The organism is Mesorhizobium sp. M7A.F.Ca.MR.362.00.0.0, from assembly GCF_004023175.1.
Taxonomy (GTDB): Bacteria; Pseudomonadota; Alphaproteobacteria; order Rhizobiales; family Rhizobiaceae; genus Mesorhizobium.
In genome coordinates this window covers 1-15350 of sequence record NZ_RZTF01000130.1, presented here as the reverse complement: position 1 = coordinate 15350, position 15350 = coordinate 1, and the positions used below count along the sequence as shown (strand labels likewise).

Below are 15350 nucleotides of genomic sequence, written 5' to 3'. Positions count from 1 at the left end.
CGAAGAGAAAGATGCCTCGGCCAACCTCGAAGGTCGGCCATTGCTACGATGCCAGACTCCAACTCTGTGACTAGCCAGAAGCCCCCACGCTTCGTCATCCTAGGGCGTAGCAGTCGCGAAGCGACGTCGCGGAGACCCTAGGATCCATGCCGTGACGTCGGAGCGTCGCGGCGTTGGAAGCAATCGACAGGCGCAACCAGCAACGGCTTCAGCCGCCTGACTTGGGGACCAGCAGGGGAATGATGCGGTCGCTCTTGGCCACCGAAGGCCGCCCGGCGGAGCCATAGGGGATGCCGAGCGCATCCCAGGTCTCGACCAGCGCATCCTGCAATTCGGCGATCAGTGCATCGGAATGGAACGGCGTCGGCGTGATGCGCAGCCGCTCGGTGCCGCGCGGCACGGTCGGGTAGTTGATCGGCTGGATGTAGATGCCGTGCACGCCGAGCAGGCGGTCGCTGGCCATCTTGCAGGCCTCGGGATCGCCGACCAGCAGCGGCACGATGTGGGTCGGCGAGTCCATCACCGGCAGGCCGGCGGCCGACAGGATCTGCTTGGTTCGGCTCGCCTGCTGCTGCTGGGCGTCGCGCTCGGCCTGCGAGCGCTTGAGATGGCGGATCGACGCGGTCGCGGCAGCCGCGATCGCCGGCGGCAGTGCCGTGGTGAAGATGAAGCCCGGCGCATAGGAACGCACGGCGTCGATCACGGCGCTGGTGCCGGTGATATAGCCGCCCAGCGTGCCGAATGCCTTGGCCAAGGTGCCTTCGATGATGTCGATGCGGTCAGCCAGGCCTTCGCGCTCGGTGATGCCGCCGCCGCGCGGCCCGTACATGCCGACAGCATGGACCTCGTCGATATAGGTCATGGCGTTGTAGCGCTCGGCGAGCTCGACGATCTCTTTGATCGGCGCGATGTCGCCATCCATCGAGTAGACGCTTTCGAAGACGATCAGCTTGGCGCGTTCGCGCCCCGCCGCCTGCAAAAGGCTTTCCAGATGCGCCACGTCGTTGTGGCGGAAGATCTTTTTCTCGGCGCCGGAACGCCGTACGCCTTCGATCATCGAGGCGTGGTTCAATTCGTCCGAGATGATCAGGCAGTTGGGCAAAAGCTTCGCGATGGTCGAGATCGAGGCCTCGTTGGAGACGAAACCGGAGGTGAAGACCAGTGCCGCTTCCTTGTCGTGCAGGTCGGCAAGCTCCACCTCGAGTTCGACCAGCGGGTTCGAGGTGCCGGAAATGTTGCGGGTGCCGCCGGCGCCCGAACCCATCTTGCCAGCGGTATTCTGGAACGCGGCGATGACGTCGGGATGCTGGCCCATGCCGAGATAGTCGTTGGAGCACCAGACGGTGATTTCCTCGGCGCGGCCATTGGAACGCCAGATGGCGCGCGGGAACTTGCCCGCGATCCGCTCCAGGTCGGCGAAAACGCGGTAGCGACGCTCGGCATGGAGCTGGTCGATCGCTTCCTCGAAGAACCGCTGATAGTTCATATAGGCTTCCCAATTTTTGCGCGGGATCATAATCATTGGCCTGTTGGTCGTCCACCTGGCCTTTTTGGTCAAAATGCCACGCCCCGGACCTGTTCCTAACGATCACGGATCGTGGCCTATTCCCTTGATGTGGATCAACTTTGTTTCAGGACGATGCCACTAGCCGGCGATGCCGGTTACCACGGTTTCAATGGTTATGCGGCGGGCTTTCCAGTAGAGCGGGGGTTGAGACAGTTTCCGATAAATCTTGGATAAGCGAGGACGCGGATGACGGTTTTGGTTACAGGCGGCGCCGGTTACATCGGCAGCCATATGGTCTGGGAGTTGCTTGATGCCGGCGAGGGCGTGGTCGTCCTCGATCGCCTTTCCACCGGTTTCGAATGGGCGGTGGCGCCCGAGGCAAGGCTGGTCGTCGGCGACGTTGCCGACCGGGAATTGGTCGGCACGGTCATCAGGGAGAACAAGGTCGACGCGATCATTCACTTCGCCGGCTCGATCGTGGTTCCGGAATCGGTCGCCGACCCGCTCAGTTACTACGAGAACAACACCTCGAAGACGCGCACGCTGATCGAAACCGCGGTGCGCGAAGGCGTGCCCAATTTCATTTTTTCATCGACCGCCGCCGTCTATGGCGGAGCCGGCCTGGAGCCGGTGCGCGAGGACGCCCGCCTGTCGCCGGAATCGCCCTATGGCCTATCCAAGCTGATGAGTGAGTGGATGCTGCGCGACGCGTCGATCGCGCATGGCCTGCGCTATACGGCGCTGCGCTACTTCAACGTCGCCGGCGCCGACCCGAAGGGCCGCACCGGCCAGTCGACGCCGGGCGCAACCCATCTGATCAAGGTCGCCTGCGAGACGGCACTTGGCAAGCGGCCGTTCATGCAGGTGTTCGGCACCGATTATCCGACGCCGGACGGCACCTGCATGCGCGACTACATCCATGTCAGCGACCTGGCGGCGGCGCATCGCCTGGCCTTGCAGCGGCTGCGTGCCGGGGGACAAAGCCTCGTCGCCAATTGCGGCTACAGCCATGGCTACTCGGTGCTCGAGGTCATCGACAGCGTGCGCCGCGCCTTCGGCCGTGATTTCGAGGTGAAGATGGGCGATCGCCGTCCCGGCGACGCCGCGGCGGTGGTCGCCAATTCGGATCTCGCCCGCGCTGAACTCGGCTGGACCCCGCAACGCGACGATCTCGACCAGATCGTCGCCGACGCGCTCGCCTGGGAGCGCATCCTGACCGGCAAGAACTCCGCGCGCGGCTGAGCCGGGTTCTCCCAAGGGCTCGCAAGGCGGGCAGCGAAGCGCTATTGAAGGCGTTCGCGGCAAGGCGCGGAGGCGTCGCCCGCGAGGAGATCTTGGGGGATGGCATGAAAATAACGGTGCTCGGGGCCGGTGTCGTCGGTACGGCGGCCGCCTATTATCTGGCCGGCGACGGCCATGAGGTGACAGTGATCGAGCGCCATCCGGCGGCGGCACAAGGCACCAGCCAGTCCAATGCCGGCCTGGTGTCACCGGGTGACGCCACCGCCTGGGCCTCGCCGGCGGCTTTGAAGACTTTCCTGCGCGGGCTCTACAACCATGATCTCGGCATCAAGGTCAGGCTGCGCCTCGATCCCTATTTCCTCGCCTGGAGCCTGCGTTTTCTGCGCCAGTGCACGGTGGCGCGCCTGCGCGCCAACACCGACATCAAGCTCAGGCTCGCGCTCTATTCGCGCGACTGCATCAATGCGCTTTCGGAAGCGACCGGCATCCACTACGACGAGCGCAAGAAGGGCATCCTCTACTTCTTCCGCTCGCAAAAGAGCCTCGATACCGGCACCGACAATTACCGTTATCTTGCCAGGCACGGCCTGCCGATCGAAATCGTCGGCCGCGACCGGCTGGTCGAGCTGGAACCAGGCCTTGCCGGCGTCAAGGACAAGATTGCCGGGGGCGTCTATTCACCAACCGACCAGACCGGAGATTCCAAGCAGTTTGTCGACAGGCTGGCCGCCTATGCTGCCGAGAAGCTCGGCGTCAAATTCCTGTTCGGCACGACAGTCGAAGGCCTCGACATCGAGGGCGATCATGTGCGCGCGGTGATGACGTCGGCCGGCCCGGTCGCCGGCGATGCCGTGGTCATCTCGATGGGACCGGAGAGCGGCCTGCTCGGGCGCCGCTACGGCATCGACCTGCCTGTCTATCCGGTGAAGGGTTATACTGCGACGATTCCCCTGGAGGACGAAAGCAAGGGGCCGACCATGGGCGGCGCCGACGAGGACCGGCTGATCGGCTATTCCAGGCTGGGCAACCGCTTGCGGATGTCCTCGACGGCTGAATTCACCGGCTTCGATCGAACTTTCAAGCCCGCCGATTTCAAGACGATCATCAGCACCGGCAAGGACCTGTTCCCCGGTGCCTTCGACGAGAAAAAGGCCGAGCTGTGGGCAGGCCTGCGGCCGATGATGCCCAACTCGGTGCCGGTCATCGGCCAGGCGCGCTACAAAAACCTCTATCTCGACACCGGCCACGGCCATGTCGGCTGGACCATGGCATGCGGCTCGGGGAAATTCCTCGCCGACCTCGTTGCCGGCCGGAAGCTCGAGATCGACCCGCAAGGGCTGGTTTACGGAGGCTAGAGATGTCGGGACCGCAAGTCGCCATCGACCTTGGCCGCATCGAGCGTAACGCCCGCACCATCGTCGAACGCTGCGCCTTGTCTGGCATAAAGGTCTTCGGCGTCACCAAGGGTACTTGCGGCATGCCGCAAGTGGCGCGTGCCATGCTGCGGGGCGGGGTCTCAGGCATCGCAGAATCGCGCTTCGAGAACATTCGCCGGCTGCGCGACAGCGGCATCAACGCGCCGATCATGCTGTTGCGCAGCCCGCCGATGGCGCGGGTCGAGGAGGTGGTGCGCACCGTCGACATCAGCCTGCAGTCGGAACTCGCCACCATCCGCGAGATATCGCGCATCGCCGAGCGCATGGGCCGCATCCACGACATCATGCTGATGATCGATCTCGGGGATCTCCGAGAGGGCATCTGGCCGAACGACCTGATCCCGACCGTCGAGCAGATACTGCAGTTCAAGGGCGTTCGCATTGCCGGCATCGGCACCAATCTCGGCTGTTTCGGCGCCATCATGCCGACGCCGGAAAATCTCGGCCAACTCGTCGCCCATGCCTACAAGACCGAGCGCCTGTCCGGCAGAAGCCTCGACGTGATCTCCGGCGGCGCCTCGTCGTCGCTGCCGCTGCTGCTCGAAGGCAGGTTGCCGGCCGGCATCAACAACCTGCGGGTCGGCGAGGCGATCCTGCAGGGTGGTGTCGAGACCTTCCGCGACACGCCGTGGGCGGAGCTCGAACCCGATGCCTGCCGGCTGACAAGCGACATCATCGAGGTCAAGCTCAAGCCGTCACGGCCGATCGGCCAATCGGGCTACGACGCCTTCGGCAACCAGCCGGCCTTCCCCGACGAAGGCGACAGGCTGCGCGCCATCGCCAATATCGGCCGCGAGGATGTGCTGGTCGAGGGGCTGACGCCGATCGCCAAGGGGATACGCGTGCTCGGCGCCTCCAGCGACCATCTGCTTTTGGATGTCGCCGATGCCGAACCGAGGCCCTCCGTCGGCGACCGCGTCGCCTTCCGCATGAGCTATGGCGCCATGCTTTTGGCGATGACCTCGGAATATGTCGAGAAGGCCCCGATGCACGACGTCGAGGATTTTTCCGGCCGCAAGATGGTGCAGATCACGGCCGGGCAGGGGGCCGCCGGCATCCTGGCCCGAGAAAGCACCGGCGCGCGGCTGGAAGCGATGAACTTCGACGTGGTGGAACTCGCCGATGTCGAGCGGCCGCCATCGGGGCTGGTCCGGCTGATTGCCGGCGCCGATCGTCGCATCGCCCACAAGGCGCTGACCGCGACGGCGCGCGCGACGCATTCTTTCGGCCTGATCTGGATCGATTCCATCGCCGCCCTGATGCCAGAGGACGAGGAGGGCATCGACCTGCCGGAATGTTCGGTGCTGGCGCGATCGCTCGGGCTCGATCACAAAGCCGGCGCGCTGCAGCCGCAGCTGTCGCCGGAAAATGTCGTCATCGTCGGCCTGCGCCACGCCGATCCGGCCGAGGCGCGGGTGCTGAAGGATTCGCGCGTGTCGGCCTTCACCATGACCGACATCGACGCCATGGGCATGCGCGACCTGATGCATGAAGCGATCCGCATCGCCACCTCAGGCACGCAAGGCTTTCATGTCAGCTATTCGCCGACCGCAACCGAATTCGCAGGCTGGGCTGCGGGCTCCGGCGGGCTGACCGTGCGCGAAACGCACCAGGCGATGGAGGCGATCGCGCTCTCCGGTGGCTTGCTGTCGATGGATGTTTCGGGCCTGACGGCGGATCTGGAGCCGCGGATCGGCACCGACGCGGTCAACTTCGTCATGTCTGCCTTCGGCAAACGGATTCTCTGATCAGCCCTGCGCTTCCACTGCCGCGCGCCATGCGCTGACATAGTCGACCCAGGCCGGGTCTATAGGCGGTTCTATGCTTTCGCCCTTGCCGTGCGTCGCCGGCCGATCGCATGCCAGCAGCGCCGCGCCGATGCTGGTGCCGGTGGCGGCCTCGGACGCAACAACGGCGCGCGCCGTGGCTGCCGCCAGCATGCCGACAAAGAGCCGGTTGCGGGCAAAGGGGCCTTCGACCGTGGTCGGGCCGTCCGCGCCGATCAAGTCGAGGCAGGTTGCCGTCATCAGCGCCAGATAGAACGAGATGGCGGCAAAGCGCTGGCCATTATTCATGCCGTCGGCGTTGAGCCATGTCGCAGTCTGATGCGGGAACGGCCCCGAGCCCTGCTGGGTCGACGGCAGCAGCAGCATCTTTCGCGCCAGCACGGCGCCGACATCACCCTCGTTCCACTGCTCCGGCTCGTCCTTTGTCAGCACGGAAAACTCGCGGCCGCCCATGAAGCGCGCCGAGGGAACGGGATTGCCGAGTGCGTTGACATTGACCAGCGTGTCGCGCGCGGCATCCAGAGCAATCTGTTTGCCGCCGACCGCCATCGACACCACCCAGGTGCCGGTCGAGACGACGGAGAAAGGTGGCTTGTCGGACAGCAGATGCGGCAGCAGCGAGGCGTTGGAATCATGCAGGCCGCAGAACACCGGCGTTTGCGGATCCAGTCCGGTTCGCATCGCAACACTGGGCAGGATCGGACCGAGGCGATCGCTGGCCGGCCGCACCGGTGCCATCAGGTCGGGCCATTCCAGCCTGTCGACCAATGATGAAAAATCCGCCGTCCAAGGGTTCCACAGATCGGTGTGGCAGCCGAGCGAAGTCACCTCGTTGGCGGCGATGCCGGTCAGGCGCAACGCCCAGTATTGCGGGTACATCAGCATCGCGGCGGCCCTGGCGAATTCCGCCGGGAAGCTTTTCTGCTGCCAGAAGAACTGTGCTCCGAGATTGAGGCCGAGCGGCAGGCGCGGCGTGCCGGTCTCGGCAAAAGGGGGACGGATCGCATCATAATCCGCTGCCAGCCGGTCGGGGCCATCGAATTCATAGTCGAGCACCGGCAGCACCAGTTCACCCGCCGCGTCGACCAGCACGCCGGTCGCGCCATGGGTGGTGATCGAAATGGCGTCGATGCGCTGTTCGCGGTTGAGGCCGGCAAGGCTTTCGAGGATGAATGCCCACAAGGCCTCGACATCGTGGTGCGGGTAGGGCGCCTGTCGCACCGGCGCATTGGACATGCGGCGCAGCGCCACCTCGCTCAAGGTCGCGAGGTCGACCAGCGCCACCTTGGCGTTGGTCTTGCCGATGTCGATGACGGCGATGTGGCGCATCGCACTCATGCCATGTGGAACACGGTTTCCAACGGCACGGCCACCGGCTCGTTGTCCGGCCTGGTTTCCATGATGTCGGCCATTTCAGCCCACCAGCGCTGCATCACCGGATATCCGGGCAATTCGTCCATGCCGTGGTCGTCACGCCGCCACAGAACACCGAACAGGATATTGGTCTCCTCGTCGAGATGGATGGAATAATCGGAGACGCCGGCCTGCTTCAGCAGCGCGACCAGTGACGGCCAGATCTCGTCGTGGCGCTTCTTGTACTCGGCCTTCATGCCGGGCTTCAGCTTCATTTTGAACGCGTATTTCTGCGGCATCAGCGCCCTCCGCGCAATCGCCGCCAGACGATCGGCAAGGCGATGACGATGATCAGCAGCAGGCCGATGAAGATCGACATGACGATGCCGGGCACATTGAGCAGGCCGAGCCCGAAAGTCACCAGTCCCATGATGAAGGCGGCGAGCACGACCCCAACAATGCTGCCGGCGCCGCCGAGGATACTGACGCCGCCGAGCACCACCATGGTGATGACTTCCAACTCGTAGCCCTGCGCGATCGATGGCCGCGTCGAACCGAGCCGCGAGGTGATCAGCACCGAGGCGATGCCCGACATCAGGCCGGTCAGGCAGAACAGGATGAACTTGGTGCGACCGACGCGCACGCCGGAAAACTGCGCAGCTATCGGATTGTTGCCGATGGCGAAGACGCGTCGGCCGAAACTCGTACGGTGCAGCAAGAACCAGTAGACGACGGCCGCAATGAGGAAGAGCACCAGCTCGAACGACACCACCCACCAGACATAGCCCTGGCCGAAGAAGGCGAAGCTTGCGGGATAACCCTTATAGGCCTGATCGCCGAGGATGATGAAGGCGATGCCGCGAAACAGGCTCATCGTGCCGATGGTGACGACGATCGACGGCAGGCCGAGCCTTGTCACCAGCAGACCGTTGAAGGCGCCGCAGCCGAGCCCGACGACGATGCCGATCGCCACCAGCACCGGCGTGCCTGCGCCGGCCTGCACCGCCATGCCCATCATCGTCGACGCCAGCGCAATAATGGCGGCCACCGACAGATCGATCTCGCCCGAGATGATCAGCAGCGCCATGGCGAAGGCGATCAGGCCTTTCTCGGTGAAATTGAAGGTCAGATCGGACAGCGAATACGGGTCGAGGAAATAGGGCGAGGCGAAGCTGTTGATGGCGAAGATGGCGACGGCCACCACGACCAGCAGCGCTTCCCAGGAAAAGATCGCCGAACGAAGCGGCTTGTCGAGCCGGTCGGGAATGCGGCGCGGAGCAGGGATGTCGGTCACGCCTCCACCTTTCTGAGGATGATGCGGCCTTGCTGGCGTTCGCCGCGCGCGTTGAGCACGACGGCCAGGATGATGGCGCTGCCCGAAATCGCCATCTGCCAGAAGGGCGAGATGTTGATGACCGGCAGCGCGTTGGAGATGATGCCCAGGAACAGTGCGCCGAGCACCGCGCCGCCGACCGAGCCGATGCCGCCGGCGATCGAGATGCCGCCGATGACGCAGGCGGCGATGATGTTGAGCTCATAGCCATTGGCGACCTCGACCGACGCGATCACATAGCGCGAGATCCAGAGATAACCCGACAGGCCGCCGATCATGCCGGAGATGCAGAAGACGATGAACTTGGTGCGGCCGACATCGATGCCGGCATAGACGGAAGCCGTCGGGTTTACGCCGATGGCATAGATCGAGCGGCCGAGCGCGGTGCGCGTCATCAGGACGAAGAACAGCGCAATGACCAGGATGGCGATCCACGACAGCACCGGAATGCCGAGGAAGGCGGCGCGCTGAAAGCCGATGAAGTCCGGGCTCATCTTGTCGGCATTGACCCAGGCGCCGCCGGACAGGACGAAGGTGGCGCCGCGATAGATGGTCAGCGTGCCCAATGTCACCACGATCGAGGGGATGTTCAGGCGCCACACCAGCAGGCCGTTGATGGCGCCGAGCACAAGGCCGACCAGCAGTGCGACGACGATCAGCAGCGGGATCGGGATCGCCGGATGTGCTGCGTTCAGCATCGCCACCACCATGCCGGTGAAGCAGAGATTGGACGCCATCGACAGATCGATCGACCGGGTCAGGATGACCACCATCTGGCCGAGCGCCAGGATCATCAGGATCGAGGTGTCGTTGAACACCTGGCGCAGATTGCCGGGGTCGGCAAAGGCCGGGAAACGCGTCGAAATCAGGCCGATCAGCACGACGATGGCCGCCAACAGCCAGATTTCACGGTATTTGAGGAAAGCCTTCATGCCGCGATCCCCGCTGCCGTCCGAACCAGCGTCTCGGCGTCCAGCCCCTTGTTGTCGTAGACCGCCGCGACGAGCCCCTCGCGCATGACCACGACGCGGTCGGACATGCCGAGGATTTCGGGCAGCTCGGAGGACACCATGATCACCGACAGGCCTTGCGCCACCAACTCGGCCATGAAGCCGTGCACGGCGGCCTTCGAGCCGATGTCGATGCCCTTGGTCGGCTCGTCCAGGATGATCACCTTGGGCGACGTCGCCAGCCATTTGGCGATGACGATCTTCTGCTGGTTGCCGCCCGACAGCGTGCCGACGTCCTGGCTGAGCGAGGAGGCCCTGAGGTCGAGCCGCTCGGTGTAGGAGCGGGCCAGATCGAACTCCTCCGACAGCCGCAGCAGGCCGGACTTCGATGTGCGCTTGAGTGAAGGCAGCGAGACGTTCTGGAAGATCGGCAGGCCGATCACCACGCCTTGTTTGCCGCGTTCTTCGGGCACGTAGACGATCCCGGCATCGATCGAATCCGCCGCCGATTTCGGCGCGAGCGTCTTGCCTTCCAGCGTGATCGTGCCGGCTGATGTGCGGGTGATGCCCGATATCGCCTGCATCACCTCGCTGCGGCCGGCGCCGACCAGGCCGTAGAAGCCGAGGATCTCGCCCTTGTGCAGTTCGAAGCCGATGTCGTTGAATTCGGTCGGATGCGACAGGCCGGAAACGGAGAGCACCGGCGCGCCTATCTCGGCCTTGCGCTGCGGGAAGATGTGATCGACCGCGCGGCCGACCATCAGGCGCACGATCTGGCTCTGGCCGGCATCCTTGATCAGGCCTTCGCCGACCATCTCGCCATCGCGGAACACCGTGTAGCGGTCGGCGATACGGTAGATCTCGTCGAACTTGTGGCTGATGAACAGGATTGCCTTGCCGTCGCTCTTGAGGAACTCGATCAGCAAAAAGAGCTCCTCGATCTCCTTCATCGAAAGTGCGGCGGTCGGCTCGTCCATGATGACGATCTGCGCGTCGATCGACATGGCGCGCGCAACGGCGACCAGATGCTTGTTGGCGATGCCGAGGTCCTTCAGGCGCGCATCGGCGTCGATGTGGCCGGCATGCATGGTGTCAAGCACTTCGCGCGCATTCCTACGCATCGTGCGCCAGTCGATGGTGCGCAAACGCGTGCGTGGCGCGTGGCCGAGAAAGATGTTTTCGGCGACGCTCAGATCGTCGAACAGCACGGTTTCCTGGTGGATGGCGGTGACGCCATGGCCGAAGGCGGCATGTGCGCTGGGCAGGGTGACTGCCTGGCCGTCGATGCTGATGGTACCCCCGTCGGGCTGGTAGATGCCGGTCATGATCTTGACCAGCGTCGACTTGCCGGCGCCGTTTTCGCCGATCAGCGCCGTCACCTGCCCTGGATAGAGCGACAGGCTGACATTGTGCAGCGCGCGCACGCCGGGAAAGCTCTTGGAGATGCCGGACAGCGTCAGGCGTGGAGCCGGGGCCGGAGGCCGCTCCTTCACCGCGCCGTGTTGGGCTGTCGTGTCCATAATCGTATCAAGCCCTGAAACAAGGTTCGTTTAAAGTCGCGGCGGGACGTGAGCCCCGCCGCGTCAGCTCTAGAGAACTCCAGATCAATAGATCTTGGAGAACTTTTCGATGTTCGACTTGTCGAACTGGAAGGGCGGAGCCATCGCAGCCGAGTTGGTGTCGTCGAGCGTGACCTTGCCGACGCGGCCGATCGACAGCGTGGCGCCGGGCTTCGCCTCTTCCTTCTTCACCGCCAGATCATGGGCGAGGTAGACGGCCGAGTAGCCGAGGTCGATCGGGTTCCACAGGGCAACCGCCTGACTGGAACCGTTGTCGATGAACTTCTTGAACTCGGACGGCAGCGCGAGGCCGGTGACATTGACCTTGCCGATCAGGTTCTCGTCGGTGACGACCTGGGCGGCGGCGACGACGCCGACGGTGGTCGGCGCGATGATCGCCTTGAGGTTCGGATAGGACTTCAACAGGCCCTTGGCTTCGTCGGTGCTCTTGGCCGAATCGTCATCGCCATAGACGGTGGCGACGAGTTTGATCTTGGGGAACTTCTCCGGCAGGATTTTCTTGGCCGCGTCGATCCAGGCGTTCTGGTTGGTGGCGGTCGAGGAGGCCGACAGGATGGCGACCTCGCCGCCTTCCGGCAGGTGGTCGGCGGCAAGCTTGATGATGGTCTCGCCGATCAGGCCGGTATCGGACGGGTTGAGGTGAAGCTGGCGGCCTTCCTTGGCGACGCCCGAATCCCACGAGATGACGGTGATGCCGCGTTCCATGGCCTTCTTCAGCACCGGCACCAAGGCGTCGGCGTCATTGGCCGAAATGGCGATGGCGTCGACCTTCTGCGCGATCAGCGAATTGACCACTTCGATCTGCGCTTCGGCGGTCGCCTTGGTCGGGCCGGTGTAGATGATGTCGACATCGCCGAGTTCCTTGGCCGCCTCTTCGGCGCCCTTGTTGGCGGCATCGAAGAAGCCGTTGCCGAGCGATTTCACCACCAGTGCGATCTTGACGTTTTCGGCATAGGCGGCATTCACGAACATGGCGGCTGAAAAGGCCGCCGTTACCATCAATTTCTTCAAGAAGCTCATCGAATTTCCTCCCTTGAGCGTTGCATTCCATCGTCGCTGCGAGCGCGAGTTGGCCTCAGGCCTGCAGTGAAGATTCTTCCTTGTTGGTTGCGGATGTGCGGGCGACGATCAGTGTCACGCCGGCGGTCTCCAGCATCTTGGCTTCGCGATCCTCGATGCCGTCATCGGTGATGACGGTGGCGATGCGCGACAGGCCGCACAGGATCAGGCTGGAGCGTTTGCGGAATTTCGAGGAATCGACCAGCACCACCAACTCGTCGGCCTGGTCGATCAGTTTCTGCTCCGCCTGGATCAAAAGCGGATCGCCCTCCATCAGGCCGAGCGGCCCCAGACCCTGCGCGCCCATGAACATGCGGCGCGCATAGAAATTGCGCGTCACGTCATTGTCGAAGGGCGACAGGATGATGTTCTGCTCGCGATAGATGGTGCCGCCCGACAGCATCACCGTGTTCTTGGAGTGCTTGAGCAGGTGCTCGGCGATCGGGAACGAATTGGTGAAGATCGGCATGCGGCGGCCGGTCAGGAAATGCACCATCTGGAACGTGGTGGTGCCGCCATTGATGATGATTGGTTCGCCGTCCTTGCACAGCTCTACCGCTTCACGCGCGATCGCCCGCTTCTGCGAGGCGTTGATCGTTTCGTTGACGGAAAAGGGCCGGCCGGCCAGCCCGATGAACTGCGGCGGCGAGATTGCCTCGGCGCCGCCGCGCACGCGGCGCAGGCGCTTCTGGACGTGGAGAGCCGCGATATCGCGCCGGATCGTCGCCTCGGAGGACTCCGTCAGGTCGACCATCTCCTGCACCGTCACCACAGGCTTTTCCTGGACGGCGGACAGAATGATCCTGTGGCGCTCTTTTTCGTGCATGGTTCCTCCCTGCCTGAGCATCTAGGCACCCAAAACGCGCAGTGTCAATCATTTCCGATCATATAATTTCATTGTGCAGTGCAATATGATTGATCTTGATCGTTTGTGATTGACAAGCCGGCCGCTTCCGTGGAAATTCGGGGCCAAATGGCCGCGCCTTTTGCGTGCCTTTCGGGAGGATTGCATATGCTCGACAAGCGCACCGGCGCGCGCCTCGCCAATCTGTGGGACGAGGCCAAGGCTCACGCGATGAGCGGGCCGGAACTTCTGGTCTACCGCTCGAACACGCTCGGTTCCGACAAGCGCGTCACCAATTATGGCGGCGGCAACACGTCGTCGAAGATCTGGCAGAGAGACCCGCTCACCGGCGAGGATGTCGAAGTGCTGTGGGTCAAGGGATCGGGCGGCGACAGCGCCTCGATCAAGCTGGACGGCTTTGCCACGCTCTACATGGACAAGCTGCGCGCGCTCAAAGGTCTCTATCGCGGCGTCGAGCACGAAGATGAAATGGTCGGCTTCCTGCCGCACTGCACCTTCAACCTCAATCCACGCGCGGCCTCTATCGACACGCCGTTGCACGCCTACGTGCCGAAGCCTTTTGTCGACCACATGCATCCCGATGCCATCATCGCCATTGCCGCCGCGAAGGATTCGAAGGCGCTGACGAAAGAAATCTTCGGCGACGCCATCGGCTGGTTGCCGTGGAAGCGTCCCGGGTTCGAGCTTGGCCTGTGGCTGGAGAAATTCTGCCTCGAACACCCCGATGCCAAGGGTGTCATCCTGGAAAGCCACGGCCTGTTCACCTGGGGCGACACCCCCAGGGAATGCTACGAGACGACGATCTCGGTGATCAACCAGGCGATCGAATGGTTCGAGCCCCGCTCCGAGGGTGTCGCTATCTTTGGCGGTGAAGTGGTCAAGGCACTCGACGCCACCGAGCGCCGTGCCATCGCGGCCAAACTGATGCCGAGGATTCGCGGCCTGATCTCGGAGAAGAGCCACAAAACAGGCCATTTCGATGATTCCGCCGCCGTGCTCGAATTCGTCAATTCCAGGGATCTGCGCCCGCTGGCGGCACTCGGCACCTCGTGCCCCGACCATTTCCTGCGCACCAAGATCCGCCCGCTGGTCATCGAATTCGATCCGGCCAAGCCCGATGTCGATGCGGTGATTGCGCGGCTTGCCGACGACATCGCAGCCTATCGCGTCGGCTACCAGGCCTACTACGACAGCTGCAAGCATCCGGACTCGCCCGCCATCCGCGATCCCAATGCCGTCGTCTACCTGATGCCCGGCGTCGGCATGTTCACCTTCGCCGGCGACAAGGCGACGGCGCGCATTTCGGGAGAATTCTATGTCAACGCCATCAACGTCATGCGCGGCGCCTCGACCGTCTCGTCCTATGTCGGCCTGCCTGCACAGGAAGCCTTCGACATCGAATACTGGCTGCTCGAGGACCTGAAGCTGCAGCGTATGCCGAAGGCGAAGTCGCTTGCCGGCCAGATCGCGCTGGTCACGGGTGGCGCCGGCGGCATCGGCCGCGCCACGGCCAACCGGCTGCTGCGCGAAGGCGCCTGCGTGGTGCTGGCCGACATCGACGAGACAGCGCTGGCCAGCGCCAATGACGAACTGGCCAAGGTCTATGGCAAGGATTTCGTCCGCCCGGTGCTGATCAACGTCACCTCGGAGGACCAGGTCATTTCGGGCTTTGCCGAGACCGCGGTCGAGTTCGGCGGCATCGACATTCTGGTGTCGAATGCAGGGCTGGCCTCCTCGGCGCCGATCGAGGAGACGACGCTGGCGCTGTGGAACAAGAACATGGACATCCTGTCGACCGGCTATTTCCTGGTCTCGCGGGAAGCGTTCCGGCTGTTCCGCGCGCAGAAGATTGGTGGCAACGTCGTCTTCGTCGCCTCCAAGAACGGCCTTGCCGCATCGCCCAACGCTGCCGCCTATTGCACTGCCAAGGCCGCCGAGATCCACCTCGCCCGCTGTCTGGCGCTGGAGGGTGCGGAGGCGCAGATCAGGGTCAATGTCGTCAACCCGGACGCGGTGCTGCGCGGCTCGAAGATCTGGACCGGCGAGTGGAAGGAACAGCGCGCCGCCGCCTACAAGATGTCGACCGACGATCTGGAGGAGCACTATCGCTCGCGTTCGATGCTGAAGCGCTCGGTCTTCCCGGAAGACATCGCAGAGGCGATCTATTTCCTGGCGTCCGACATGTCGGCCAAGTCGACCGGCAACATCATCAATGTCGACGCGGGCAACGCCCAGAGC

Annotated in this window: 12 protein-coding genes; 4 read left to right on the top strand and 8 right to left on the bottom strand. The window is 63.7% G+C overall.

Going from position 1 to position 15350, the window contains the following annotated elements; translation table 11 throughout:
- Positions 1–208 precede the first annotated feature (208 nt).
- Positions 209–1486: a 5-aminolevulinate synthase gene (hemA, locus tag EOC06_RS17420; RefSeq protein WP_127270796.1), complete on the bottom strand. Its 1278-nt coding sequence runs from the start codon at positions 1484–1486 to the stop codon at positions 209–211.
- Between the two features lie 267 nt (positions 1487–1753).
- Here hemA and galE point away from each other — a divergent pair, with 267 nt between their 5' ends.
- The 3 genes from galE to EOC06_RS17405 all read left to right on the top strand — a co-directional run bounded on the left by galE (position 1754) and on the right by EOC06_RS17405 (position 5933).
- Complete coding sequence (galE, locus tag EOC06_RS17415; RefSeq protein ID WP_128308349.1) at positions 1754–2749, top strand: UDP-glucose 4-epimerase GalE; 996 nt, start codon at positions 1754–1756, stop codon at positions 2747–2749.
- 104 nt (positions 2750–2853) lie between these two features.
- A complete protein-coding gene (locus tag EOC06_RS17410) occupies positions 2854–4104 on the top strand; it encodes a D-amino acid dehydrogenase (RefSeq protein WP_128308348.1) in 1251 nt (416 codons plus the stop codon).
- A 2-nt stretch (positions 4105–4106) separates the two neighbouring features.
- Positions 4107–5933: an alanine racemase gene (locus tag EOC06_RS17405; protein ID WP_128308347.1), complete on the top strand. Its 1827-nt coding sequence runs from the start codon at positions 4107–4109 to the stop codon at positions 5931–5933.
- Here the strand turns inward: EOC06_RS17405 and EOC06_RS17400 are convergent, their stop codons facing one another.
- The 7 genes from EOC06_RS17400 to EOC06_RS17370 form a co-directional block, all read right to left on the bottom strand.
- A complete protein-coding gene (locus EOC06_RS17400; RefSeq protein WP_128308346.1) occupies positions 5934–7310 on the bottom strand; it encodes an FGGY-family carbohydrate kinase in 1377 nt (458 codons plus the stop codon).
- Positions 7307–7624 (bottom strand): L-rhamnose mutarotase, encoded by a 318-nt coding sequence (rhaM, locus tag EOC06_RS17395; protein WP_127330852.1) that lies wholly within the window; start codon positions 7622–7624, stop codon positions 7307–7309. Before rhaM ends, EOC06_RS17400 begins: the two co-directional genes overlap by 4 nt.
- Positions 7624–8619, bottom strand: coding sequence for an ABC transporter permease (locus tag EOC06_RS17390; RefSeq protein ID WP_128308345.1), 996 nt, complete (start codon positions 8617–8619; stop codon positions 7624–7626). Before EOC06_RS17390 ends, rhaM begins: the two co-directional genes overlap by 1 nt.
- Entirely contained in the window at positions 8616–9590 is a 975-nt protein-coding gene (locus EOC06_RS17385; RefSeq protein ID WP_128308344.1) for an ABC transporter permease, read from the bottom strand. The genes EOC06_RS17390 and EOC06_RS17385 overlap by 4 nt, the downstream gene beginning before the upstream one ends.
- On the bottom strand, positions 9587–11128 hold the full coding sequence (locus EOC06_RS17380) for a sugar ABC transporter ATP-binding protein (RefSeq protein WP_128308343.1): 1542 nt from the start codon (positions 11126–11128) through the stop codon (positions 9587–9589). The genes EOC06_RS17385 and EOC06_RS17380 overlap by 4 nt, the downstream gene beginning before the upstream one ends.
- An 84-nt stretch (positions 11129–11212) precedes the next feature.
- Entirely contained in the window at positions 11213–12208 is a 996-nt protein-coding gene (rhaS, locus tag EOC06_RS17375) for a rhamnose ABC transporter substrate-binding protein (RefSeq protein WP_128308342.1), read from the bottom strand.
- A gap of 55 nt (positions 12209–12263) precedes the next feature.
- Complete coding sequence (locus EOC06_RS17370) at positions 12264–13073, bottom strand: DeoR/GlpR family DNA-binding transcription regulator (protein WP_023813909.1); 810 nt, start codon at positions 13071–13073, stop codon at positions 12264–12266.
- A gap of 186 nt (positions 13074–13259) precedes the next feature.
- Here EOC06_RS17370 and EOC06_RS17365 point away from each other — a divergent pair.
- Positions 13260–15350, top strand: a 2091-nt coding sequence (locus EOC06_RS17365) for a bifunctional rhamnulose-1-phosphate aldolase/short-chain dehydrogenase (protein WP_128308341.1), incomplete at its 3' end; no start/stop codon positions are given.